Origin of the sequence: Propionibacterium freudenreichii subsp. freudenreichii (assembly GCF_000940845.1) — a bacterium.
In the GTDB taxonomy this organism is placed as follows: domain Bacteria; phylum Actinomycetota; class Actinomycetes; order Propionibacteriales; family Propionibacteriaceae; genus Propionibacterium; species Propionibacterium freudenreichii.
Map to the genome: position 1 here is coordinate 687,611 of NZ_CP010341.1, position 25,769 is coordinate 713,379.

The following is a 25,769-nucleotide window of genomic DNA, read 5'->3' on the forward strand; positions in this document are numbered from 1 at the left end:
GGGGCCGAGCCATTCGGCGTTGTGGGGATATCCCCTTGTCACGGCCTGCCCCCGCGCGGCAGGGGGCGCTGTCAGCGTAAAGTTCGGCGCATGTCTCGACTTTTCGGAACCGACGGCGTGCGCGGTGTCGCCAACGACGATCTGACCCCAGAGCTGGCCTTCAAGCTGTCCGTGGCGGCGGCCCATGTGCTGGGTGAGGCAGGTGCCTTCGACGGGCGCCGTGCCGTGGCGATCGTGGGACGCGACACCCGGATCTCCGGTGAGTTGCTGCAGGCCTCCGTGATGAGCGGCCTGGCCAGCGCCGGCGTGGACGTCATCGATGTGGGTGTCATCCCAACCCCCGGCCTCGCCTACCTGGTGGAGTCGCAGGGCGTTGACGTGGGCGTCATGCTGTCGGCCAGCCACAATCCGATGCCCGACAACGGCGTGAAGTTCTTCCAGCGCGGCGGCGTCAAGCTCGACGACAAGATCGAGGACGTCATCCAGGAGCGCCTTGATGAGGACTGGGTGCGTCCCGTTGGTGCCGCGGTGGGACGCATCAAGCCCGATTCCAGCCTCATCCAGACCTATATCTCGCACCTGGTGGGTTCCCTGCGCGGCGTGAGCCTCAAGGGCCTCACGGTGGTGCTCGACTGTGCCAATGGCTCGTCGTCGGTGACGGCGGTGCCGGCCTTCAGCTCCACCGGGGCACAGGTGCTGGCCATCAACGGCCAGCCCAATGGGCTCAACATCAACGAGAATGCGGGTTCGACCCATATCGGGGGACTGCAGAAGCGCGTCGTGGCCGAGGGGGCCGACATGGGCTTCGCCTTCGACGGGGACGCCGACCGCTGCCTGGCCGTGGACGCCGACGGCCATGTCGTGGACGGCGACCAGATCATGGCCATCCTGGCGCTGGCCCTCAAGGACGAGGACTCCCTGGCCGAGGACACGCTGGTGGCCACCATCATGAGCAACCTGGGGCTCATCCAGGCGATGCGCGCCCACGGCGTGAAGGTTGACCAGACCAAGGTCGGTGACCGCTATGTGCTGGAGGACATGGTGGCCAATGGGTTCTCCCTGGGCGGCGAACAGTCCGGCCATGTGATCATGAGCGAGTTCGCCACCACCGGCGACGGCGTGCTCACCGCCCTGCACGTGGCGTCCCGGGCTGCCCAGACCGGCAAGAGCCTGGCCGAGCTCGCCGGAGTGATGCACCGCCTTCCCCAGGCACTGGTGAATGTGCCGAATGTGGACAAGTTGCGTGCGGCCCTCGACCCGGTGATCCAGTCGGAGGCGAATGCCGCCAACAAGAAGCTCGGCAATTCCGGACGCGTCGTGTTGCGTCCCAGCGGTACCGAGCCGCTGGTGCGGGTGATGGTGGAGGCCGCCACGCAGGACGAGGCCGATGAGATCGCCAATGCCCTGGCCAAGGTCGTCGCCGAGCGGGTGGGACTGAGCAAGGCGGGCCGGGCGAGCTAGCCGGACCAGCTAGCCGGACGCGACCGGACCAGACGGCCGGACGCCGGCCCACACACATCAGGACCAGCAGAGACGGGAGGGGCCGACAGCGTGAGCTGTCGGCCCCTCCCGTCTCGTGCTTGCCGAGTGCGGAGCGCCTCAGATCTTGCGGATGCGCACGCTCTCGATGCGATGATCCGAGCCCTTGCGCAGGATGGCGGTGGCCCGTGGCTTGGTGGGGGCGATGTTGTCGCGCAGGTTCGGCCCGTTGATCGCCTCCCAGACCTTCCTCGCCTCGGAGCGGTATTCCTCGTCGCTGAGCCCGGCATAGGTCTTGAAGAAGCTGTCCGGGTCGTCGGCGCTGGCCCGGAAGGCCACGGCACGCTCGACGAACCAGCGTTCGATGTCGGCCTCGTCGGCGTCGACGAAGACCGAGAAGTCCATGAAGTCGCCGACGGTCAGGCCGGTGTGCCCGTCGGGGCCCACCACTGCGGGCTGCAGCACATTGAGGCCCTCGAGGATCACGATGTCGGGGTTGTGGATGCGGTTCAGCTCTCCGGGAACGATGTCATAGAGCACCTGCGAGTAGACCGGCACCGACAGGTCGGGGCAGCCCGACTTCACGTCCACCACGAACTTGAGCAGGGCACGGCGGTCATAGCTCTCGGGGAAGCCCTTGCGGGCCAGCAGGCCGAGGCGCTCCAGCTCGGCGGTGGGGTACAGGAAGCCATCGGTGGGCACCAGCGCCACATTGGGGTGGGCGGCGTCGCGCGACAACAGCTCCTGCAGCAGGCGAGCGGCGGTCGACTTGCCCACGGCCACCGAGCCGGCCACGCCGACAATCAACGGCGTGCGCTCGGCGTCGAGCTGCAGGAAGTCGTTCTGGGCGGAGAACAACCGGCCACGGTTCTTCAGCCGCAACGAGATCAGCTGGGCCAGCGGCAGGTAGACCTCTTCGACGTCACGCTCGTCGGTCGGGTCCTGGCGGCTGCGCAGCCGCTCGACGGTCGCCTGGTCCAGCGCGATATGTGAGTCATGGGCCAACTGCGACCACTTCGCACGCGGCAGCTCGATCCACGGGCTGTCGGGCGTCGTGCCCTGCGAGGGCGACGCCGTGACATCGGGTTCGTCGACCCCCCGGGCGGCAAGCGCCTTGGCCAGGGCCTGCTCATGGGCCGTTGCATAGGCGGCGCGGAAGGGACTTCCGGACGCGGCGCCGGGGGCACCGTCAGGATTGCTCATGGGATCCCCGAGGGGGTCACCTCCTAGGTTGGCTTCCGCCTGACCGGGTCAATCATGCCCGTCCGCGGCAACACCGCGCACATCCACCCCCCGCCGGCGCCTGCCCACGCGTGCCGTGACCCAAGGAATTGAGTGAGTCCGTACTCTTATGGGCATGTGCGGAATCATCGGCTATATCGGGCCTGAGCAGGCTACCGGAGTGATCCTCGACGGACTGCGGCGACTGGAGTACCGCGGATACGATTCGGCCGGCATCGCCGTGCAGGACAACGGGCGGCTCGAATATCGCAAGAAGGCCGGCAAGCTGGCCAACCTCGATGCGGAGCTCGCGGAGCGTCCACTGCCCGAATCACACGCCGGTATCGGACACACCCGGTGGGCCACCCACGGCGTTCCCAACGACGCCAATGCCCATCCCCAGCTGTCGAATGACGGTCGGGTGGCCGTGGTGCACAACGGCATCATCGAGAACTTCGCCACACTGCGCGCCGAGTTGGGTGCCGAGGGCGTCGAGTTCACCTCCGATACCGACACCGAGGTGGCGGCCGCCCTGCTGGGCAGGGCCGTCAACCGGGGCAACGACCTCACCGTGGCGATGCGCGAGGTCTCCAAGCAACTGCACGGTGCCTTCACGCTGGTGGCCATCGACTCGCAGGAACCCGATGTGATCGTGGCCGCACGACGCAACTCACCGCTGGTGGTCGGCGTCGGGCAGGGCGAGAACTTCGTCGCTTCGGACGTCGCGGCGTTCATCGACCACACCCGCGAGGCCATCGAGCTGGGCCAGGACCAGGTGGTGACCATCACCGCCAACGACATCACCGTGACCGACTTCGACGGCGGCCCGGCCGAGACCCGCGCCTATCACGTCGATTGGGACACCACCGCAGCCGAGAAGGATGGCTACGACTGGTTCATGCGCAAGGAGATCTTCGAGCAGCCGAAGGCCATCTCCGACACCCTGCTGGGACGCTATTCGCCCCAGGGTGAGCTCACGCTCGACGAGATCCACATCAGCCCCGAGACGCTGCGTCGGGTGAACAAGATCATCATCCTGGGCTGTGGCACCGCCCACTACGCGGGCATGGTGGCCAAGTACGCCATCGAGCACTGGGTGCGCATCCCCTGTGAGGTGGAGCTCGCCAGCGAATTCCGCTATCGCGATCCGATCGTCGATTCGCAGACCTTGTGCGTGGCGATCAGCCAGTCGGGCGAGACGGCCGACACCCTGCAGGCGATCCGCCACGCCCGCGAACAGGGCGCCAAGGTGATCGCCATCTGCAACACCAACGGCTCCACGATTCCGCGCGAATCCGATGCCGTGATCTACACCTACGCCGGCCCCGAGATCGGGGTGGCGTCCACCAAGGGCTTCACCACCCAGCTGATCGCCTGCTACCTGCTCGGGCTCTACCTCGCACAGGTGCGCGGCATGAAGTTCGGCGACGAGATCCGCACGATCATGGACGAGCTCGAGGCCATGCCGGCCAAGATGCAGTCCGTGCTCGACCATGCCGACCAGATCTACACGCTGGCCAAGGGCATGGAGGACGAGGAGGACTTCATCTTCATCGGACGCCATGTTGGCTATCCGATCGCCCTGGAGGGCGCGCTGAAGCTCAAGGAGATCGCCTACCTGCACGCCGAGGGCTTTGCCGCCGGCGAGCTGAAGCACGGACCCATTGCGATCATCAACCCGGGCATGCCGGTGTTCGCCGTGGTGCCCCCGCAGGGCCGTGACCAGCTGCACGACAAGGTGGTCAGCAATATCCAGGAGGTCCGTGCCCGCGGTGCCCGCACCATCGCCGTGGCCGAGCAGGACGACAACGAGGTGGACCAGTTCGCCGAAGTGGTGATCTCGTTGCCGAAGGTGAGCACCCTGCTCCAGCCCGTGCTGGCGGTGGTGCCCCTGCAGCTGTTCGCCTGCGAAATCGCCACACTGCTGGGCAACGACGTGGACCAGCCGCGTAATCTGGCCAAGTCGGTGACCGTCGAGTAGCGCACCAACAGTGCCGGGCTGTCACCCGTGAGGCGGGGCAATGATTGTCGGAGTCGGTATCGATGTCTGCAGCGTGAGTCGTTTCGACGCCATGCTGGAACGCCACCCCGGAATCGTCGAGCGATTGTTCAACCCTGCTGAGACCAGGGTGCGTGGCCTGGCCCGTTCGGGACGCTCCCTGTCGGCCCGCTTCGCCGCCAAGGAGGCGCTGTCGAAGGCACTCGGTGCGCCGGGCAACCTGTCATGGCGTGACGCCGAGGTGGTCTCCGACGACAACGATCGTCCCAGCATGAAGATGCGCGGCTCGGTGGCCCGACGTGCTGCTGAGCTCGGCATCACCCGGGTGCACCTGTCATTGAGCCACGACGGCGGCATCGCCACGGCCATTGTCATCGCCGAACGCGACGAACCCGCAAGCGATGGGCCCGGAGGCGACGAACCGGGCAACGAACCGGGCAACAGCGCAGACCTCGACGAGGCCGAACGCGACGAACCGGGGCGCAACTGAGATGCGTGCCATTGCCACGGTGCAGCAGATCCGCGATGCCGAGCAGGCCTGGTTCGACGCCCATCCGGGCGAGGACCTGATGGCGGAGGCGTCGGCCCATGTGGCCTCGACCGCGTTGCAGATGGTGGGCGACCATGCCCGCGTGCTCGTGGTGGTGGGCACCGGGAACAACGGGGGAGATGGCCTGTTCGCCGCCCGTGACCTGGCCAATGCCGGCTGCGATGTCGCGGTGTGGTGCACGGGCAGCCGTTGGCACGAGGCCGGACGCGCCGCCGCGGAGGCAGCCGGCTGCGTGTTCGCCGATGCCCGGGAAGCAGTCGAGGGACTGGCCGAGGCCAGCCTGGTGATCGACGCCGTGCTGGGGATCGGCGGCCGGGCCGGCCTGCGTGAGCCGGTGGCGGAATTCGCCCGCGCCTGCGCCGACGTGGGGGTGCCCGTGTTGAGCGTCGACCTGCCCTCGGGCCTGGCGGCGGATTCGGTGGGTGCGCGCGACACGATCAGCTTCCGGGCCACCCGCACGGTCACCTTCGGCGCCCTGAAGCTGTGCCAGCTGGCCAATCCGGCCCGGCAGGCCTGCGGGCTCGTGGAGCTGGCCCCGATCGGGCTCCAGATCCCCTCCCCGCGCATGTGGGCCACCGAATTGGTGGACATCGCCGCCCACTGGCCCTTCCCCGGCGTCGATTCTGACAAGTACTCGCGCGGCGTGGTGGGGCTCGATACCGGCTCCGAGCGCTATCCGGGTGCTGGCGTGCTGTCGACCACCGGTGCCCTGTTCAGCGGCGCGGGCATGATCCGCTTCTGCGGGGCCCGGCGCTCGGCCGAGCTGGTCGGTGCGGCCATGCCGTCGGTCACCTTCGGGCCCGGACGCGTCGAGGCATGGGTGCTGGGATGTGGCTGGGGAGCACGCGACGACGCCGCATCGGTGATCGCCGAACGCCTTGCGACAGGAGTCCCCGCCGTGCTGGACGCCGACGCCCTGCGCGACCTGCCCGACACCGTGCCCGGCAACTGCCTGCTCACTCCGCACGCCGGCGAGCTGGCGCGCCTGCTCGGCCGGGATCGCGCCGAGGTGGAGGCCGATCCGGTGGCGGCGGCCCGCACCGCGGCTGCCCGCTATGGCGCGACCGTGTTGCTGAAGGGGTCGACGCAATATGTCGCGGAGCCGTCGGGCCGGGTGACCCTGGCCGTGGAGGGGCCCGCGTGGACCGCCCAGGCCGGCTCGGGTGACACCCTGGCCGGGATCTGCGGCACCCTGCTCGCTGCGGGCCTGTCGGCGCGGTGGGCCGGCGTGCTGGGGGCCTCGATCCAGGCGCTCACCGCGGCCGCCAAGCCGGGACCCTATCCGCCCGATGCGCTGGCGCACCGGATGCCGGGCGTGCTGGCCAAGCTGGCCGGCCGGGCCGCGGGTGCCCGCGACTGAGGTGCCCGCGACCGGGGGGCTTGCGCCGTCAGCGTGATTCGGCCTGCGCGGTGAGCCGGATCGCCGTGCGGTAGTGCTGCACCAGCTGTCCGACGAGTCGTGGCCAGGTGCGCGTCGCCATGGCGCGGTGGGCCTGGTCGCCGAGCCGGTGCCTCAGGGGCGCGTCCGCGACCAGGCGTGCGACCTGTGAGCGCATCGCGGCCAGGTCGCCGGGCGGATACAGGAATCCGGTGCTGGCTTCACGCACGATGTCGATCGGTCCGCCGCGACGCGGCGCGATCACCGGCACGGCGCATGCCGCCGCCTCCTGCAGGGTCTGGCCGAAGGTCTCCAGTTCACCGGGATGGACGAAGATGTCGAAGCTGGCCATGTGGCGGGCCACCTCGGAGCCCTCCATGGCCCCGGTGAACACGGCCGAGGGGAGGCGGGCGGCCAGTTGGTCCCGCAGGGGCCCGTCCCCGACGATGACGCATCGGATGCCGGGCAGGGTGCTGAGCGCCGACAGATCAGCCACGTTCTTCTCGGGGGCCAGCCGGCCCAGGAAGCCGACCACGCACTCACCGCCGGGGGCCCACCGACGGTGCAGGGCCTCGTCGCGGCGCGTGGGGGCGAAGCGCGTGGTGTCGACACCGCGTCCCCAGATGGCGACCCGACCGAAACCGTGGCGCACCAGTTCCTGCCGGGTGGCGGTGGACGGCGCCAGGGTGAGCGTCGCCGGGGCGTGGACGCGGCGCATGATGCCCCAGGCCAAGGGTTCGGCCCGGGCAGGGGACAGGGCGCGGGGCAGGTATCGGCCCAGGTAGGTGGGGAAATCGGTCTGGAACAGGGCGACGCTTGGTATGCCGAGGCGTCGGGTGGCCCGCAGGGCTGCGCGCCCGAGCACCAGGGGTGCCGCGATATGGGCCACATCGGGGGCGAAGTCGCCCAGCAGCTTCACCAGCTTGGAGGTGGTGGCGGTGGCGATGCGCACGGCCGGATACTGCGGCATGGACACCGACGGCACGGTGATCACCGGCGCTCCCGCGTAGGCGTCGGGAACCCCGCCGGGATCGCCGGGAGCCACGATGAGCACCTCATGGCCGTCGTGGCGCAGTTGCTCGACCACCCGCAGGACGGAGTTGGTGACGCCATTGACCTGGGGCAGGAAGCTCTCCGTCACGATGGCCACACGCACACCCGCATCCTAGGCAGTTGGGCATCCCGGGGAGTTGGCCATCCCGGGGAATTGGGGCGTCAGGCAGCTGGATCCGGGGTGGGTGCAGCTCCGGTGCAGGTGGTTCACAACCGCTCGTGACGAGGGGCTGCGACTGGCGCATCGGCGCATCGATGGTGGGGCGATGCGTTCGGCCCGTTAGACTGGGGGTTATTCCTTGGGATGTTCAATGTTCCGGCCCCTTGAGATCAGCAGGATCTAGTCGTAGGGGCTTCTAATCCCCCTCATGAGAGTGCCGATGCCAAAAAACAATAATTCCGCGCGCCCGAACCGCAAGTCGTCAGGTGCGTGGAGCCGTCCCTCGTCCGCACGCGGGCGTGGCAAGTCAAGTGCCGGTGGACGCGGCCGAGATGGATCAACCTCGCGCGGTCAGCGCGACTGGAATGACTCGCGCGGTCAGCGCGACTGGAATGACTCGCGCGGTGGACGCGACAGAAACGATTCGCGTGAGCGCAGTGACTCACGCGGCAAGCGCGATTGGAACGACTCACGCGGCAAGCGCGACTGGTCGAGCCGCCAGCAGTGGGGCTCCGAGGGCTACCGTCCCGCGGGCCGTTCGCGCCGCCACGACAATGACGCCTGGAACGAGGAGGGTCGCCGCCGCTTCGAGGGTGACTCCCGTGACAGCCGCGATTCCCGTGGCGGGCGCTATGACCGCGACAATCGCGGTGGACGATGGAACGACGACAATCGTGACCGTCGTGGCGGGCCGGATCGTCGCCGGAAGCAGTGGGACGACCGCAATCACGGTTCCGACCGCAAGCCGTGGCGTCGCGATGAGCGCGAGGATCGTGATCGTTCGCGTGGCTGGGGCCGTGATGACGCCCCCGATGCCCGTGGCGAGCGCCGCAGCAGCAATTGGACGTCCCGCACCGGCTCGCGCGCCGCATGGAAGCGCGAGGGTCGCGACGACCGTTTCAGTGGTGGTGGGCAGCGCAGTTCTGCGCGTGGAAATTCCTATCGTGGCGGCCAACGTCGCGATGACCGCTGGCGTGACGACAATGATCGTGATCGCAGCCGTGGGGGGCGTCCGCGCTCGTCCTCGCGCAGCGACCACTTTGACTCGCGCAGCGACCGCTATGACTCGCGTGATGACCGTCCGCGTTCGCACGGCTACCGCGACGACCGCGCGCGTTCCTTTGGCCAGCGCGACGACCGCTCGCGCGGCTACAACCGCGATGATCGTCCGCGTTCCTACAATCGCGATGATGAGCGTCGTGGGAACCGTTATGACCGCGACGACCGCAGCGCCCAGCGTGATCGGTCCGGCGACGAGCGCCGTGGCAATCGCTACGACCGCGACACGCGCTCGGACGATCGCCGGGGCAACCGTGACGACCGCTCCCGCTCGTGGGATCGACGCGAGGACCGCGACCAGCGGTCTGCCCACGACACGCCGGCGGACCGGCCCGACGCCAGCGTTGCCCTGCAGGGTGACGAGGTGCTCGACGGCCTGACCAGCCGCATGGAGGCTGCCAAGCGCGAGAAGTTCGAGGCCGACAAGCAGAAGAGCCGCGAGTCGTCGACCCCGGCACAGGATTCCGCCGACCAGGCGTCGTCCCCGGCCGAGGTCTCCGCCGACCTGTCATCATCCCCGGCGGAGGATTCCGCCGACCGGTCATCGTCCCCGGCGGAGGTTTCCGCCGACCAGCAGGCCGCCACCCCGGAGGATTCCGGGTCGGCCCCGGCCACGCCGTCGCAGGCCACCAACGATCAGCCGGACGATGAGTCCGCCTCCTCCGCGGCAGCCAGTTCCGAGCAGGCCAATTCCGACAACGTCAACCCAGAGCACGCCAACCCCGAGAACGAGGAAATCGTTAACCAGACATCCGTCGCCGAGCAGGCGACCGACGAGTCCGCTGCCGAGCAGCAGGCATCCGTCACCCAGAACACCGACCAGCCCGCCATCGACGAGTCCACCACCAGTGAGCCCGCGACCGGACGCCCCGATGATGCCCCCGCAACGGCCAACCGCCGTCGCGAGAGCAACGCCCGCACCGAGCATCCCCATGGCGCCGTGCGTCGCGAGGAGCGCGATGACGACCGCGTCGAGCCCGTGCGCCGCCAGAAGGGACGCACCCGCTTCAGTGAGCTGGGCGTGCCCCAGCCGATCGTCGAGGAGCTCGATTCGCAGGGCATCCTGGCGCCGTTCCCGATCCAGCAGGCCGCCATTCCCGATGCGCTGTCGGGTCGCGACGTGCTCGGCCGTGGACAGACCGGCTCGGGCAAGACGCTCGCCTTCGGCATCCCGGTGATCACCCGCCTGGCAGCCAGTGGCACGGGCCACGGTCGTCAGCCGCGTGCCCTGCTGATGGCCCCCACCCGCGAACTCGCCCAGCAGGTCAACGACGTGTTGTTCCCGCTGGCGAAGGCCATGGGGCTCAGCACCATCCTGGTGGCCGGCGGCATGAGCTACACCCCGCAGCTTCGGGCCCTGGAGCGCGGCGTCGACATCGTCGTGGCCACGCCCGGACGCCTCATCGACCTGATCGAGCGCGGTAGCGCAAAGCTCGGCGAGGTGCAGGAGGTCGTGCTCGACGAGGCCGACGAGATGGCCGACATGGGCTTCATGCCCGACGTCACCCGCATCCTCGACGAGATCTCGCGCGAGGCCCAGCACCTGCTGTTCTCAGCCACCCTCGACCGTCAGGTCGACACCATCGTGCGTCGCTATATGCACGATCCGGTGGAGCACGGCGTCGATTCGGCGAAGGCCTCCGTCACGACGATGCGCCACGAATTGTGGACGGTGAACGCCCGCGACAAGGCCGCGATCATCGCCCAGGCGGCGAACCGTCCCGGACGCACCCTGGTGTTCGTGCGCACCCAGCGTGACGCCGATCGCACCGCCGAGCAGCTGCGCGACCTCGGCCTGATGGCCGGGGCCCTGCACGGTGGCCTGCCCCAGGGCATGCGCGCCCGCGTGCTGTATGCCTTCCGCCAGGGCCGGGTGCCCGTGCTGGTGGCCACCGACGTGGCCGCCCGCGGTATCGACGTGGACGATGTCTCGTTGGTGCTGCAGGCCGACCCGCCGCATGACTCGAAGGACTACCTGCACCGTGCCGGACGCACCGCGCGCGCCGGCGAGGATGGCCTCGTGGCCACCCTCGTGCTGCCGCGTGCGCGGGGTCGCATGGCCCGCATCATGCGTGATGCCGGGGTCAATGAGCGTCCGCATCCGATGCGTCCCGGCGACCGGCTCGAGGAGCTGACCGGGGGCACCGAGCCGCATGACGAGCCGGTGCGCGAGGAGCAGTACCGCGCGATCATCGCGCCGCCGCGCCCGGTGAAGAAGCGTGGGGGCGGCCATTACAAGGGCAAGCCCTGGCAGCGACGCAAGTCGTCGGGTCGTCCGTACAAGCGCGGCTGACCAGCCCAGTCACCAATCTGCCCAGTCACCAGCCGGCCGGGTGTGGGGGAGCAATCTCCCGCACCCGGCCGGTTGCCGTTCCCAGCGGCGCCGGGTCCCGATGCCGGCGTCATGCGGCGGCCTCGATTCGGCCGTGTGTGTGGGCAGGGGGTGGGCGCCGTGGCCATCGCGTCCACGGGGATTCGGCGCCTGACAAGCCGGGCTGGACGCGGTTACTAGAATGGCAGTTCGTGACCACTGACGAGGTACAGCTGAGGCTGGCAGGCATTGACGATGCGCCGGACCTCCTGGCCATCATCCGCAGCGCCTTCGGCGTGCGCCGTCCCGCGTCCACGCCGCCCGCCGCGATGAGTGATTCCACCGAGTCGGTGCGACGGCGCATTGCCGCGGGTGCCGGTGTGATCGCCGCGGTGAACGGCGAGGATGCCGGGTGCCTGTTGCTGGGCTTCGAGCCCGACCAGGTGCTGACGATGTCGCGGGTGAGCGTGCTGCCCACCCACCAGCATGAGGGCATTGCCGCCGCCATGGCCCGCGCAGCGGCCGAATACGGGGCCGACCTCGGTTTCCGACGCGTGGAGCTGATGGCCCGCGCCGACTTTCCCGAGCTGGTCACCTGGTGGCAGCTGCACGGCTTCGAGGTCGATCGCGAGGTGCCCGGCGGATTCATCCTGGGTGCCGGGCTGCCGGTCAGCATCACGGTGCCCACACCCGAGGACATGCGTCGGCTGGGGGAGCTGCTCGCCGGCCACCTGCGCGGGGGCGACCTGCTCGTGGCCAATGGGGAACTCGGGGCGGGCAAGACCACGCTCGCCCAGGGGCTCGGTGCCGGGCTGCGCGTCGACGGCCCGGTGATCTCACCGACCTTCGTGCTGGCCCGCAACCACCATTCGTCGGTGGGCGGGCCCGACCTGGTACACGTGGACGCCTATCGGATGGGCTCGGCGGCCGAGCTGGAGGACATCGACCTCGATTCGTCGATGGCCGATTCGGTGACGCTGGTCGAATGGGGTGCGGGCCTGGCCGAGGGACTGGCCGACGACCGCCTCGACATCGACATCGTGCGCAGCGCCGACCCTGCGGACGACACTCGCGTGGTCTACCTGCGCGGCCACGGTGCCCGCTGGGCCACCGAAGACCTCTATCCACTGCGCGAATCCTTCGTGCCGGGCACCGCCCCGCACCGCTCCGCGCCACATGTTGCAGACCAGTCCGAGGAGACCGAATGACCACGTGGACCCTGTGTATCGACACCTCCACCGACGTGTGCGCCGGGCTGGCCCGGGACTCCGAGGTGGTGGCCAGTGCCCATGTGGGTGACAACCACTCCCATGTGGAACTGTTGATGCCCACCATCATGGGCCTGTTGGCCGACGCCGGCATCGGCCTGTCGCGGGTCGATCGCGTGGGCGTGGGTTCGGGGCCGGGACCCTTCACCGGCCTGCGCGTGGGCATGGCCACCGCCTTCACCCTCGAGGTGGCCGGCAACAAGCCGGTCAAGGGCGTGTGCAGCCTCGACGTGATGGCCGCGCAATGGCGCGCCACCGCCCCGGCACCCGACGAATTCGTGATCGCCTCCGATGCGCGCCGCAAGGAGCTCTACTGGGCCCGCTACGACCAGACGGGTCGCAGGGGAGAGCCCCAGGTCACCCTTCCGACCGCCCTGCCCGACCTGCCGATCGCCGGACCGGGCGTCGCCGTGTTCGCAGAACTGCTGACGTCGCGGATGCCGGCCGGTGCACCCACCTCGATCGATGCCGGCTTCATGGCCGCGCACCTGTCGCAGCTGCCCGATGCCGGTCGCGAGCCGATGTACCTGCGCGAACCCGATGCGAAGCCGCCGTCGGCCCGCAAGTCGGCGCTGGCGGGCAGCCATCGCCGCCTGGGCCCGGCCGTCCGAAGGACGCCATGACCGCCGCGCCCGCCGAGCCCCCGGATGATGCCGAGCTGGTCGAGGTCGGGGCGGGGGACCTCCCCGAGCTGGTGGCCCTGGAGTTCGAGGGCTTCCTGGGCCATGAGCGCTGGAGCGAGGCCTCCTGGCGTGCCGAGGTGTGCCGCGACAACCAGTGTGCCTTCGGGCTGCGCGTCGACGGACGACTCGTCGGTGCCGCCCTGGTGAGCGCCTGGGCGCCTGATGCGGAACTGTTGCGGATCATCGTGGCCCACGCCCACCGGCGTCGGCACTTCGCGGCGCGCCTGCTGGACGCCGCCACCGCATGGGCAACCAGCCGCGGGGCCACCCGGATGCTGCTCGAGGTGCGCGACGACAACCTCGGCGCGCTGGCCCTGTACCAGCGGGGCGGCTTCGTGCGCATGTCTGAACGTCGCAACTACTACGGGCCCCATGCCACCGCGCTGGTGCTCGTCCACACGCTTGAACCCGGCGTCACCGGAGCACCCGGCGACGCCACCAGGAAGGACACGCCATGAGCGAGCCATTGGTGCTGGGCATCGAATCCAGCTGTGACGAAACCAGCGTCGGCATCGTGCGGGGGGAACACCTGCTGGCCAATGAGGTGGCCAGTTCGGTGGAACTGCACGCCCGCTTCGGTGGCGTGGTGCCCGAGGTGGCCTCGCGGGCACACCTCGAAGCGATCGGCCCCACCCTGCGACGCGCCATCGAGACCGCCGACATCGACCTTTCCGAGCTCGACGCCGTCTCGGTGACCGCCGGGCCCGGACTGATGGGCTCCCTGGTGGTGGGCGTGGCGGCCGCCAAGGCGCTGGCCGCCTGCCTGAACAAGCCACTGTACGGGCTCAACCACCTGGTGGGCCATGTGGCGGTCGACCTGCTCGACCATCCGGACGACGAGCCGGCACGTCCGATCGCCAAGCCCTGCCTAGCGCTGCTGGTCAGCGGTGGGCACACCCAGCTGCTCAAGGTGGACGACATCACCGGCGGAATTACCGAGGTGGGCACCACGATTGACGATGCCGCGGGGGAGGCCTATGACAAGGTGGCGCGCCTGCTGGGATTGCCCTATCCCGGCGGCCCGGTGATCGACAGGGCCGCCCAGCAGGGTGATCCGAAGGCCATCCGCTTCCCGCGGGGCCTCACCGCCGGTCATGACATGGTCAAGCATCGCTTCGACTTCAGCTTCTCGGGCCTCAAGACCGCCGTGGCCCGTTGGGTGGAGACCCGGCGCCTGTCCGGGGACGAGGTGCCCCTCAACGACGTGGCCGCCAGCTTCCAGGAGGCGGTGGCCGATGTGATCACCGCCAAGGCGGTGGCGGCGGCGCAGTTCCACGGCATCACCCACATGATCATCGGTGGGGGCGTGGCGGCCAACTCGCGCCTGCGGGGCCTGCTGGCGGCCCGCACCGCGTCGGCAGGCATTGAGCTGCGGCGTCCCCGTCCGGCCCTGTGCACCGACAACGGGGCCATGATCGCCTGTCTGGGCGCGCAGGTGGTGAAGGCCGGCCTGGCCCCCAGCGGGCTGACGATCGCCGCCAATTCCGGTTTGCCGGTCGAGACCGTGGTCCTGCCGCCCGCTGCCTGAGGCGCATGGGGCGGACTCCCAGGACGCGGGGGTCGTCACCGTCGGAACGCCGCCCATCACTAGGCTGTTCGCCATGAGTGATGAGGCGCGTGATCCCGAGACGACAAACCCCGCTGACGAGCCCTTGCCGGGCGACCACCTGTTCGAACGTCCCGTCCCGAATGTGGGCGACGACTCATCGGTCAACGAGCGCGACCGTGATGTGAGTGGTTGGGCCTTCGACCAGGCCACCCAGGCGGCCCTCGACCGGGTGATCGGTGCCCGTCGCGATATTCGCCGCTTCCGTCCCGACCCCGTGTCGGACGAGCTGGTGCGCGAGGTGCTCAATGCGGGCCATGGTGGCCCCAGCGTCGGTCAGTCGCAGCCCTGGCGCTTCATCATCGTCAAGGATCGTCGCACTCGCGAGCGTGCCGCGCTGATGTCGGATCGTGAGCGGATGCGCCAGTCGCGTCAGCTCACCGCCGAACGCTCCCAGCGGCTCCTCGACCTGCAGCTCGAGGGCATCCGGGAGGCGCCCCTGGGCATCGTGGTGGCCTGCGATCGTCGCGCCCCCGCTGCCGGGGTGCTGGGCCGCAACACCTTCCACGACGCCGACATGTGGAGCTGCGCGGCGGCCATCGAGAACATGTGGCTCACGGCCCGTGCGCTGGGACTCGGCATGGGCTGGGTCACGCTGATGCAGCCCGACGAGCTGGCCGGCCTGCTGAACCTCCCCGAGGGCGTCACGACGCTCGGCTGGCTGTGCCTGGGCTGGCCCAACGAACGTCCGCCCTACCCGGGGCTGGAGCGGCGTGCCTGGTCGCACAAGCTGCCCCTCGACCAGGTGGTGATGACCGACCGCTGGCCCGACAACGGCCCCGAGCCGCCGGTGTCCGCCCTGGCCGGCATGGCCCCGGCCGAGCCGGTGGAATCACTGATCACCCGGCCCATCCCCGACGATCCCAGCTCGGTGCTGTGGTCCGATGTGCACGCGCCCAGCCCCCAACAGGTGGTGGATGCGCGCGACAAGGGCGAGAAGCTGCTCACCCCACCCGGATCGCTCGGCAAGCTCGACCAGGCACTTGACCGCCTGGTGGCTGCCAGCGGCGACCAGGTCACCGGCGGCACCCTGGTGCTCGTGGGTGCCGACCACCCGCTGAACGCTCACAAGGTGTCGGCCTTCGACCAGTCAGTCAGCCGTCAGGTGATGGAGGCCGCGTTGGAAGGACGCGCCGTGGGCGTGGTCACCGCTCGCAGCGCCGGACTCGACGTGATGGTGGTCGACGCCGGCATCGACGGCGGCCCGGTCGCTGGTTGCGAACTGGCCCGTCCCGAGGACGTGCGTGGCGACCTGGTGAACACCTCGGCCATGACCACCGCCGATGTGCGTCGCCTGGTGACCCGGGGACGTGAACTCGGTGCCCGCGCCGCGCAGCGCGGTGTGGTCTGTCTGGGCGAGATCGGCATCGGCAACACCACGATCGCCTCCGCGCTGGCATGCGTGTTCACCGGCATCACACCCGAGCAGGCCGCTGGGATCGGTGCCGGCTCCGACGCCAAGATGGTGGAGCACAAGGCCGAGGTGCTGCGCGCGATCTTCGCCCGCACCGACATCACCGCGCTGCGTGCCGATCCGGCCCTCGCGCTGGCGGAGGTTGGCGGCCCCGAATTCGCCGTGCTCGCCGGCGTCATCCTGGGTGCCGTGGAGGCCGGCTCCACCGTCGTGCTCGACGGGCTGGCGGGCAGCGTGCCGGCCCTGGCCGTGGTCGAGGTGAACCCGGCCGTGCAGTCCTATCTCATCGCGGGGCAGGTCAGCCGCGAGTTCGCCCATGGCGCGGTGCTCACCCGCCTGGGCCTGGAACCGCTGGTCAGCCTGCGCTTGCGCGCCGGTGAGGGAGTGGGGGCCTGCCTGGCCACCCAGATGCTGTTCACCGGACTGGCCGTGCGTCGCCAGTCCGGGCGCACCGAGGAGTAGCGCTCCCGCAGCGCACGCGCCCGTGCCAAGGAGCCCCGGCCGGACCATCCGGTCCTACCGGGGCCCCTTGGCCTGCGGTGGCCGGTTCGGTGGGCGGCTACCGTTGAATCATCCGCGGCGATGGCCGCTGGAGCCGACGCCGCTGCGATTCCGCGGCGTGACGCACCGACGTGATGAGGACCCATGAGCGAGAACACCGATCGGGCGAAGACGCCCACCACCAAGCCGAAGGGCGCCGCAGCCCAGCCGACCGGGCAGCCGTCGCAGGCCGACGAATTGCTGGCCACCACTGCGGTGGAGGGCTCACTGGCCGCCCTCGATGAGGCCCGCGTGCTCGATCCGTCATGGGCCGACACGGCCGCCAAGGACTTCCTGGGGCACAGCGCGGCCCGCGTGATGGGCAATGCCGTGGCCACCACGGACGTGGAGAAGCTCTCGCTCGATCGCACGGTGGTCACCTCGATCGATTCGTCGATGAGCGATCTCATCAAGGACGCGGCGATCACCGACCAGAAGCGCTCCGGACGGTGCTGGGCGTTCGCCGGACTCAATGTGTTGCGCGCCGCGGCCATCAAGCAACTGGAGGTGCCCGACTTCGAGTTCAGCCAGAACTTCATCTTCTTCTACTCGAAGCTCGAGAAGGCCAACTGGTTCCTGGCCCAGATGATCGCCGACGCGGATCGTCGCCTCGACGACCGCGAGGTGGCCGAACTGCTCGCGTCGCCGATCGGTGACGGGGGCTGGTGGCCCGAGTTCACCTTCCTGGTGTCCAAGTACGGCCTGGTGCCCAAGTACGCGATGCCCGACACCGACTCGGCCGCGAATTCGGCGGCGATGAACAAGCACCTCTCGGAGCTCCTGCGGCGCGCGACCCTGCGCCTGCGCCGGGCGATTGAGATGGACGATGATCCCGATGCCGTGCGCCTGGAGACGATGGATGCCGCCTTCCGCATGCTGGCCACCCACCTCGGCGTACCGCCCACCGAGTTCGTCTGGCAGTACCGCAACAAGGACGGCGACTTCACCCGCGTCGGCACGCTCACCCCGCGGGAGTTCGCCGAGAAGTACATGCCCGATCCCGATGTGTGGGCGGTGGTCGCGCATGATCCGCGTCCCGAGATCAGCCTTCACACGCTGTACGGCATCGACCGCAGCAATCGTGCGGTGGGGGCCCGCACCGCCAACCACGTGACCGCCGAGCTCGAAGTGCTCAAGGACGCTGCCATCGCCGCTGTGAAGGCCGGCCAGCCGGTGTGGTTCGCCTGCGATGTGAAGGCCCAGTTCGACAAGGACCTGGGCGTGTGGGACGCCCACCTGCACGACTACGAGGGCGTCTACGGCGTGGACCTGGCCATGGACAAGGCCGAGCGGCTCACCACGCGCAGTTCGGCCCCCACGCACGCCATGTGCCTGACCGGCGTCGACCTGGTGGACGGCGAGCCGCGTCGCTGGCGCGTCGAGAACTCGTGGGGCGACACCGTGGGCGAGAAAGGCTACTGGACGATGAACGACTCCTGGTTCGACGAATACGTCTACCAGGTGGTCGTGCCGGTCACCGACCTGCCGGAGGATGTGCGCGCAGCGCTCGACACCGAACCGACGATCCTGCCGAGCTGGGATCCCCTTGCCTGAGCAGGGAATCGCCACGCCCGTCGTGGGTCGGGGCGGAGCCGGGGGAGCGCGGACATGATCACGCCCACGCTCACCACCCTGGCGTTCATCCTGAGCCCCGATCGGCGTCAGGTGCTGATGGTGCATCGCATCGCCCGCTCGGACGATGACCAGCTGGGCAAGTACAACGGGCTCGGCGGCAAGGTCGAGCGCTATGAGGACGTGGTGGCCGGCATGCGCCGCGAGCTGCGCGAGGAGGCCCATCTCGAGGTCGACTCGATGCAGCTGCGCGGCACGGTCAGCTGGCCCGGGTTCAATCCAGACGGCTCCGACCAATTCGGGTTCATCTTCCTGGTCGATGCTTGGCACGGTGACATCCCCGAGGCCAACGAGGAGGGTCCGCTGGGCTGGCAGCCCATCGACGCCCTGGGGGAACTGCCGATGTGGGAGGGGGACCGCTATTTCGTGCCCCTGGTCTTCGATTCGGGCATCAGCCAGTTCCATGCGGTGATCCCCTACGAGGACGGGCACCCCACCTCGGCCAGCTGGTCGGTGCTGTAGCGCACGGCCACGGCCTCCAGCTGCGCCCCGGCCCAGTCACCATGCGACGCAACAAATCACGGCGTGGAGGCCTGCGGAGTGCAAGTTTTCGCGTTGAGCGGCCACGCTTTGAGAACACTGCCGGCCTCACGTAACATTCTGCGGTGAATTTTTGGCGAAAAGACCTCTCCCTGCTGCGTGAACCGGGCGTGGGCTTGCTGTTCGCCGGACGCACCCTCAACACGCTCGGCATGTCATTTGCGCCCGTCGCGCTGTCCTTCGGCATCCTCGGACTGCCCGGCGGTTCGGCCTCGCTGCTGTCCATCGTGTTGGCCGCGGAGTCGATTCCGCTGGTGCTCTTCCTGCTCGTCGGCGGTGCCCTGGCCGATCGCCTGCCGTGTCAGCGCGTGATCATGGCCAGCCAAGTCCTGGCATCCGTGTCGTACACCGCGCTGGCGAGCCTCATCGCCCTGGGCGTGGCCAATGCCTATGCGCTGTGTGCGGCCGCCGTGTTGTCGGGCGTCGGCGCAGCCATGGGGTTCCCCGCCTTCACCGGGCTCATCCCGCAGATCGTGGCACCCGACCGGTTGCAGACCGGCAACGCCCTGCTGTCCTTCGGTGCCGCCGTCGCGCGGATCGCCGGCGTGGTGGCCGGTGGCGTGGTCACGGCCGTGATCGGCGGAGCTGGTGGCCTGGGCGTCAGCGCACTGATGTACGCGTTGACCGCCGCCACCGCGGTGCGCCTGCACCCGCGCTACAACACCGGTGCCCGTGACGTGGTGCCGGGGCTGGTCAGCGACATGAAGGAGGGGTGGCGCGAGTTCGTCAGCCGGGAGTGGCTGTGGGTGGTCGTGGCCGCCTGGTCGCTGCTGAACATGTGCTTCAACGCGGCCCATGCCGTGCTGGGCCCGGTGATCGCCAAGGAACGACTTGGTGGGGCCGAACCGTGGTCGTGGGTGCTCGCCGCCGAGTCGGTCGGTGAGGTGATCGCGGTGTTCGTGGCGATGCGTTGGCGTCCGCGCCATCCGCTGCTCAAGCCCCTGATCATCACCATGATCGCCATGCCGGCACCCTTCACGATGCTCGGCCTGTCGGCACCGCTGTGGGCAATCATCGTGGCGTCCGCGCCGATGGGCCTGGCCTTCATGGTGTTCGACGCGATGGGATCGTTCATGCTCGGCCCGGTCGGACTGCTGATCGCCGGACCCCTGGCGGCCCATGTCGGGGCCGCCCCGGCCACCTTCGGTTGTGGCGTGTTGATGTTCCTCATCGCCGGCGTGGCCCTGTTCTCCCGTGATGTGCGCACCCTGGAGTGGAGCGAAGCGACCTCCGGGCCCGACCGCACCCCCGAGCTGGTCTCCACGCCGGTGGAGGTCACGGTCTCTGCCTGAGCCGGCCGGCCCTAGGCTCACGGTGTGGACTTGCACACTGCCCAGCTGCTGACCTCCCCGGAGGGCGAGCGCGCGCTCACCCTCGCCACCGGGCTGCCCGATCCGGATTCGTTGGGGGCCGGTGAGCGGATGCGCCGCGAGTTCGCGCCCGAGCTGGCGGCCGCCGCGCTCAGCCAGATGGGGCTGCGGCGACGGGCCCGGGCCAAGCTGGGACCCCGCGCCGACCTGCTGTTGTGGACCAGCGATGGCGTGGAGCAGGCCACCAGGGCATCGGTGTCGGCTTGGCGTGCCCGCCGCTTGGTGTCCGCCGGCATCACCACCGTGCTCGACATCGGCTGCGGAGCCGGTGCCGATGCCCTGGCCTTCCTCGACGCCGGGCTGTCAGTGACCGGGGTGGAGATAGACCCCGCCACCGCCCTGCTGGCCCGGCACAACCTGTCGACTGCGGATGCCGGCGCCGACGATCCACCCGGCCCCGCGGCCGCCGGTGGCCCCAGGCGTCCCGGCCCACGGGCCGTGGTGATCGCCGGTGATGGTGTGGAGTTGGCGCCCGGCCTCATCCAGGGCGCCACCAGACGGGTCTGCGTCTACCTCGACCCGGCCCGGCGTACCTCCCGGGGACGCAGCTGGCGGGTCGACGACCTCAGCCCGGGGTGGCCGTTCGTCGAGGCGCAACTGCGGGCCGACCACGCCACCTGCGTGAAACTCGGTCCGGGATTCCCCCGCGAGCTGTTGCCCGATGACGTCGCCGCCATCTGGGTCAGCGACCACGGCGACCTGGTGGAATGCGGGCTGTGGCACCTGCCGGGGGATGGTGCACCCGACGTCCCGGACCCCGGCGCCCCCGGCGGCACCGGGCGCATCGCGGTGCCGGGTTCACGCTCGGCGGTGTTGTTGCCCTCCGGCGTGCAGGCGTGGGCCGACCCCGGGGCCCCCGACTTCGAGGTCCGCGCGCCCGGACGCTATCTCTACGAGCCCGACCCGGCCGTGAGCCGGGCCGGCGCCTCCCGGGCGCTCGCGATCCAACCGGCGGCAACCGGGTCGTCGGGCACCCGCCAACCGGGCGGTGCACCGGTGCACATCTGGCGCCTGGCACCCGGCGTCGGCTATCTGTCCGGCGATGAGCCCATCGCCACCCCGCTGGCCACCACCTTCGAGGTGCTCGAGGTGATCGACCACCATCTGCCGGCACTGCGGGCATGGGTGAAGGCCCATCGAATTGGCACACTCGAGATCAAGAAGCGGGCCGTCGAAATCGACCCCGCCGCGCTGCGCAAGAAGTTGCATCCAAAAGGTCCGAATGCCGCAACTCTGCTGCTCACCCCCACCACGAATGGGCTGGCCGCACTGGTGGTGCAAAGGCTGCGTGACAGCCGCGCAAAACCCTGAATTGACACCCGGAATCGGGCGCTGAATCGGGGGTCCGGGTTGCATACAAAGGCCGACCCTCTATCCTTGCCGAGGTATGCCTGCCGCCCAGGGCTGCTGGTCTGACCGGCCCGGCCCCCCGTGATGTGGCCGTGCGGCGGGTGCTTGTGGATTGACGTACCGATACCGGGATGCGCCGTCCAAAAATCGACAGGAGATCGGAACCGAGATGCTTGCCAATGGGTGATTTCATTGCCTCGCGGTGGACGGACATCGTCTTCCGCAGCTATCAACATGCGTCCCTGGTGACCCAATCGGTGTTCATTGCCACCGTCATCGCCATCGCCCTCGCGGTGCTCGTCACGAGCATCCCCAAACTGGAGCCGATTGCCAATACCATCTCGACGATCGGCCTGACCATTCCGTCGTTCGCGCTGCTCGGAATTCTCATTCCGCTGGCCGGAATCGGCGCTGTGACCTCGATGATCCTGGTCGCCTTCTATGCGGTGCTCCCGATTCTGCGAAATGCCACGGTGGGCCTGTTGGGGGTGGACAAGACGCTCATTGAGTCCGCCGTGGGAATGGGGATGAAACCCTGGACCATCTTCTGGCGGGTGCGCCTGCCGCTGGCCTGGCCCATCATCCTCACCGGTCTGCGCGTCTCCACCCAGATGTCCATGGGCATCGCCGCGGTGGCCGCCTACGCCCTGGGCCCCGGCCTGGGCTCCTATATCTTCACCGGCCTGGCCCAGATCGGCGGCAAGAACGCCTTGAACTACGCCCTGGTCGGCACCATCGGCATCGTCGTCATCGCCCTGGTGGCGGATGCCGTCCTGGTGCTCATCGGCCGTCTGTCCATCTCGAAAGGAATCCGCGCATGAGCAGCGAATCCAGCACGCCTGATAATTCGACCACTGCCCGGCAGCCCCACGACGCGCCCGCGCCGGCCGTCCCCACGGCGGGATCCTCCGAGACCTCCGGCGTCGAGATCGTCTTCGACGACGTCGTGAAGGCCTATCCGGGCCAGGACATCCCGGCGGTCGACCACCTCAGCCTGACCATTCCGGCCGGGGAGATCGTCACCTTCGTCGGCCTGTCCGGCTCGGGCAAGACCACCAGCCTCAAGATGATCAACCGGCTCATCGAGCCGACCAGCGGCGCCATCACCATCGGGGGGCGCGATACCCGCGACCTGAACCCCGACAAGCTGCGCACCCAGATCGGCTATGTCATCCAGGGCGGCAGCCTGTTCCCGCACATGACGGTGGCCGACAACATCGCCGTGGTGCCGCGCCTGCTCAACTGGAAGAAGGCGCGCATCAACAAGCGCATCGACGAATTGCTCGTGCTGGTCGGCCTCGACCCGGCCGAATACCGCGAGCGCTATCCCAAGGAACTGTCCGGTGGGCAGCAGCAGCGCGTCGGCGTGGCCCGCGGGCTGGCCGCCGATCCGCCCGTGCTGCTCATGGACGAGCCCTTCGGTGCCGTCGACCCGATCACCCGGGCGCGCCTGCAGGACGAGTTGCTGGCCGTGCAGGCCACCCTGCACAAGACCATGGTGATCGTCACCCACGACATCGACGAGGCCATCAAGCTCGGCGATCGCATCCTGGTGATGAAGGACCACGGCCACATCGCCCAGTACGACACCGCCGAGCGCATCCTGGCCAATCCGGCCGATGAGTTCGTGGCCGATTTCGTCGGCCAGGATTCGGCGCTCAAGCAGCTCTCCCTGCAGACGCTGGCGTCGATCCAGCTCGAGCAGGCCGCCACCGTGCACGCCGGCGACTCGGTGCACACGGCCCTGCGCGAGGCGCGTCACCAGAAGCGCGATCAGGTGGTGGTGCTCGACGAGGACGATCGTCCCGTCGACTGGCTGTGGACGACGAACCTGCGCGGCAAGGTGGTGCATGCCCGCCCGGGACGCCAGCCGATCCTGCTCACCCGCGACGTCACCCTCGACACGGTGCTCGACACCCTGGTCACCTCGATGCACGAGGGGGCCGTGGTGATCGACGACGACGGCCACCTGCTCGGCATCGCCACCTTCGACCAGATCACCCAACATGTGCGCGACATCAATGCCAGCGCCGCGCGGACCCGCGCCGAGAAGGAGAGGGTCGCCGAGGAGGCCGACGCCCGTGCCGAGGCCGCCGAGAAGGCCGCCGCGGCGCAGGCCGCCACCGGCGAGTCCGAGGGGGCCACGAAGTGAAGTTGAAGCCTGAGGGCGCCAGCCGTCAGGTCATCGGGATCCCGATCCTGGTGCTTGTCGGCTTCATCGCGTGGCTCATCTGGCGCGCCACCGCAACCCTCGACGACATCGAGGCCCGCCAGCTCGCCTGGGGCACGATCGGCGAGTTGTTCGTGCAACACATCGTGCTCACGGCGATCTGCACCGTGGTGGTGCTGGTCACCGCCATCCCGATCGGCGTGCTGCTCACCCGTCCGCGCTTCCGGCGTGCCGCCCCTGCGGTGGTTGCCGTCGCGAACGCCGGGCAGGCTGCTCCCGTGATCGGCGTCATCGTCCTGTTGGCCATGGCCATGGGCTTCGGCGTGCCCACGGCCGTCGTGGCCCTGAGCATCTACGCCTTCCTGCCGGTGCTGCAGAACACCATCACCGGACTGCAGGGCGTCGATCCGACGCTGGTGGAGGCCGGTCGCGGCATGGGAATCTCCGACTTCGGGGTGCTGTGGCGCATCGAACTGCCGCTCGCCGTCCCGGTGATCATGTCGGGTGTGCGCACCGCACTGGTGCTGCTGGTGGGCACCGCCGCCTTCGGCACCTTCATCAATGCCGGTGGCCTGGGGGCCCTGATCCAGACGGGCATCACCCTGTTCCGCTTCCGCATCCTGGTGTCGGGAGCCGTGCTGGTGGCGCTGTTGGCGCTGCTGGTGGAGTGGGCCGGCCAGGTGCTCGAACTGGCAACGCAACCGAAGGGACTGTGAGCAATGGGCAAGCACGTGCATGAATCCCGGGTTGTGGACGGCACGCCGCGGGGGCTGCGTCCCTCGCCGCGTCGGCTGATGATCCTGCTGGTGGTGGCCTGTTCGCTGATGTTCTCGTCGTGTGCTCTGGGCACCGGCGGCGGGCTGTCGGCGAAGGGCAAGCTGGCCGGTTCGCTGGCCGACATCAGCCTGCGCGACCAGAGCGTCGCAGTTGGTTCGAAGAACTTCACCGAGCAGCTGGTGCTCGGCAAGATCGCGGTGATCCTACTGAAGTCGGCCGGTGCCGATGTGAACGACCTGACCAATATCCCGGGCTCGTCGTCGGCACGCCAGGCCCTGCTCAGCGGCCAGATCGACTTCCAGTGGGAGTACACCGGCACCGGGTGGATCAGCTACCTGGGCCATTCCGATCCGATCATCGATCCCGAACAGCAGTATGTGGCGGTGCGCGACGAGGACCTGGCGAAGAACCACATGGTCTGGCTCCCCCCGGCGCCGATGAACAACACCTACGGCTTCGCGATCACCCAGAAGACCAAGGACCGGTTGGGCGTCAGCAAGCTGTCCGACCTGGCGGCGCTGCCGTCGTCCGAGCTGAGCTTCTGCGTCGAGAGCGAGCTCAACAGCCGCAATGACGGCTTCGAGCCGATGGCCGCCAAGTACGACCTGTCGCTGGGCCAGGTGCAGCGCAAGGTGCTCGACACCGGCGCCATCTATTCGGCCACCGCCGACGGGCTGTGCAACTTCGGCGAGGTGTTCACCACCGATGGGCGCATCAAGGCGCTCAACCTCACGGTGTTGGAGGACGACCGGCACTTCTTCCCGAATTACAATGTGTCGCCCGTGATGCGCCAGAAGACCTACAACAAGGCGGCCGACCAGTACCGCGAGCTGTTCGACCCGGTCTCCAAGGCCCTCACCAACGATGCGTTGCTGGCGATGAACGCCGAGGTGGACGTGCAGGGTCGCGAGCCGGCCGATGTGGCCTATGACTGGCTCATCGCCCAGGGATTCATTACCAAGCCGAAATCCTGATCACGACGGTGACGGATGGGCGCGGGAGCTTCAGCAGGGATGAGCCTCCCGCGCTCAACTATCTCTGGCACTCGGCTTGATCGAGTGCTAGGCGGGGTATAACTTGTTAGTTGGCGCTCTCCGCTGGGGAGTGCCAACCCAGGGGATGGCACCGCGACGACGTCCCACTGGTCAGGACAAGATAAACGTGTGCGCCGGCAACCCCGGCGCTGGACTAGTGAAGAAAGGGGTTTGA

The 25,769-nt window shown here is 69.0% G+C and carries 20 protein-coding genes; 18 read left to right on the top strand and 2 right to left on the bottom strand.

Going from position 1 to position 25,769, the window contains the following annotated elements:
• The first annotated feature begins 90 nt into the window (after window positions 1-90).
• The gene (gene glmM, locus RM25_RS02880) at window positions 91-1,461 is read left to right on the top strand and encodes a phosphoglucosamine mutase (protein WP_013160545.1); all 1,371 of its coding nucleotides are present in this window, start codon (window positions 91-93) and stop codon (window positions 1,459-1,461) included.
• A 138-nt stretch (window positions 1,462-1,599) separates the two neighbouring features.
• Here glmM and coaA read toward each other — a convergent pair whose 3' ends face one another.
• A complete protein-coding gene (gene coaA, locus RM25_RS02885) occupies window positions 1,600-2,682 on the bottom strand; it encodes a type I pantothenate kinase (RefSeq protein WP_013160546.1) in 1,083 nt (360 codons plus the stop codon).
• Between the two features lie 154 nt (window positions 2,683-2,836).
• Between coaA and glmS the strand changes: the two genes are divergently transcribed.
• The 3 genes from glmS to RM25_RS02900 are packed head-to-tail and all read left to right on the top strand — an operon-like array spanning window position 2,837 to window position 6,609.
• A complete protein-coding gene (gene glmS / locus RM25_RS02890) occupies window positions 2,837-4,681 on the top strand; it encodes a glutamine--fructose-6-phosphate transaminase (isomerizing) (protein WP_013160547.1) in 1,845 nt (614 codons plus the stop codon).
• Between the two features lie 40 nt (window positions 4,682-4,721).
• A complete protein-coding gene (locus RM25_RS02895) occupies window positions 4,722-5,189 on the top strand; it encodes a holo-ACP synthase (protein ID WP_013160548.1) in 468 nt (155 codons plus the stop codon).
• A 1-nt stretch (window position 5,190) separates the two neighbouring features.
• Window positions 5,191-6,609: an NAD(P)H-hydrate epimerase gene (locus RM25_RS02900; RefSeq protein WP_013160549.1), complete on the top strand. Its 1,419-nt coding sequence runs from the start codon at window positions 5,191-5,193 to the stop codon at window positions 6,607-6,609.
• Between the two features lie 28 nt (window positions 6,610-6,637).
• Here RM25_RS02900 and RM25_RS02905 read toward each other — a convergent pair whose 3' ends face one another.
• Window positions 6,638-7,777, bottom strand: coding sequence for a glycosyltransferase family 4 protein (locus RM25_RS02905; protein ID WP_230579845.1), 1,140 nt, complete (start codon window positions 7,775-7,777; stop codon window positions 6,638-6,640).
• 283 nt (window positions 7,778-8,060) lie between these two features.
• On the opposite strand from RM25_RS02905, the gene RM25_RS13145 reads away from it, so the two are divergent.
• The 14 genes from RM25_RS13145 (at window position 8,061) to RM25_RS02980 (ending at window position 25,534) form a co-directional block, all read left to right on the top strand.
• Window positions 8,061-11,192, top strand: a complete 3,132-nt coding sequence (locus RM25_RS13145; protein WP_052809094.1) for a DEAD/DEAH box helicase — start codon at window positions 8,061-8,063, stop codon at window positions 11,190-11,192.
• A gap of 230 nt (window positions 11,193-11,422) precedes the next feature.
• Entirely contained in the window at window positions 11,423-12,418 is a 996-nt protein-coding gene (tsaE, locus tag RM25_RS13390; protein WP_052809095.1) for a tRNA (adenosine(37)-N6)-threonylcarbamoyltransferase complex ATPase subunit type 1 TsaE, read from the top strand.
• Window positions 12,415-13,101: a tRNA (adenosine(37)-N6)-threonylcarbamoyltransferase complex dimerization subunit type 1 TsaB gene (gene tsaB, locus RM25_RS02925; protein ID WP_044636028.1), complete on the top strand. Its 687-nt coding sequence runs from the start codon at window positions 12,415-12,417 to the stop codon at window positions 13,099-13,101. The genes tsaE and tsaB overlap by 4 nt, the downstream gene beginning before the upstream one ends.
• Entirely contained in the window at window positions 13,098-13,619 is a 522-nt protein-coding gene (locus RM25_RS02930; RefSeq protein WP_013160554.1) for a GNAT family N-acetyltransferase, read from the top strand. The genes tsaB and RM25_RS02930 overlap by 4 nt, the downstream gene beginning before the upstream one ends.
• Window positions 13,616-14,689 (top strand): tRNA (adenosine(37)-N6)-threonylcarbamoyltransferase complex transferase subunit TsaD, encoded by a 1,074-nt coding sequence (gene tsaD, locus RM25_RS02935; protein ID WP_013160555.1) that lies wholly within the window; start codon window positions 13,616-13,618, stop codon window positions 14,687-14,689. The genes RM25_RS02930 and tsaD overlap by 4 nt, the downstream gene beginning before the upstream one ends.
• Window positions 14,690-14,762: 73 nt before the next feature.
• Complete coding sequence (gene bluB, locus RM25_RS02940; RefSeq protein ID WP_230845411.1) at window positions 14,763-16,643, top strand: 5,6-dimethylbenzimidazole synthase; 1,881 nt, start codon at window positions 14,763-14,765, stop codon at window positions 16,641-16,643.
• Window positions 16,644-16,826: 183 nt separating this feature from the next.
• Complete coding sequence (locus tag RM25_RS02945; RefSeq protein ID WP_196482626.1) at window positions 16,827-18,275, top strand: C1 family peptidase; 1,449 nt, start codon at window positions 16,827-16,829, stop codon at window positions 18,273-18,275.
• A gap of 54 nt (window positions 18,276-18,329) precedes the next feature.
• Window positions 18,330-18,815, top strand: a complete 486-nt coding sequence (locus tag RM25_RS02950; RefSeq protein WP_044636029.1) for an NUDIX hydrolase — start codon at window positions 18,330-18,332, stop codon at window positions 18,813-18,815.
• 143 nt (window positions 18,816-18,958) lie between these two features.
• Window positions 18,959-20,185: an MFS transporter gene (locus RM25_RS02955; RefSeq protein ID WP_044636030.1), complete on the top strand. Its 1,227-nt coding sequence runs from the start codon at window positions 18,959-18,961 to the stop codon at window positions 20,183-20,185.
• A 24-nt stretch (window positions 20,186-20,209) separates the two neighbouring features.
• Window positions 20,210-21,574, top strand: coding sequence for a class I SAM-dependent methyltransferase (locus RM25_RS02960; RefSeq protein WP_052809096.1), 1,365 nt, complete (start codon window positions 20,210-20,212; stop codon window positions 21,572-21,574).
• Window positions 21,575-21,792: 218 nt separating this feature from the next.
• Window positions 21,793-22,434, top strand: a complete 642-nt coding sequence (locus RM25_RS02965) for an ABC transporter permease (RefSeq protein WP_044636031.1) — start codon at window positions 21,793-21,795, stop codon at window positions 22,432-22,434.
• The gene (locus RM25_RS02970; protein WP_052809097.1) at window positions 22,431-23,765 is read left to right on the top strand and encodes an ABC transporter ATP-binding protein; all 1,335 of its coding nucleotides are present in this window, start codon (window positions 22,431-22,433) and stop codon (window positions 23,763-23,765) included. The genes RM25_RS02965 and RM25_RS02970 overlap by 4 nt, the downstream gene beginning before the upstream one ends.
• A complete protein-coding gene (locus RM25_RS02975; RefSeq protein WP_044636032.1) occupies window positions 23,762-24,499 on the top strand; it encodes an ABC transporter permease in 738 nt (245 codons plus the stop codon). The genes RM25_RS02970 and RM25_RS02975 overlap by 4 nt, the downstream gene beginning before the upstream one ends.
• A 3-nt stretch (window positions 24,500-24,502) precedes the next feature.
• Entirely contained in the window at window positions 24,503-25,534 is a 1,032-nt protein-coding gene (locus RM25_RS02980) for a glycine betaine ABC transporter substrate-binding protein (protein WP_196488112.1), read from the top strand.
• Window positions 25,535-25,769: the final 235 nt, after the last annotated feature.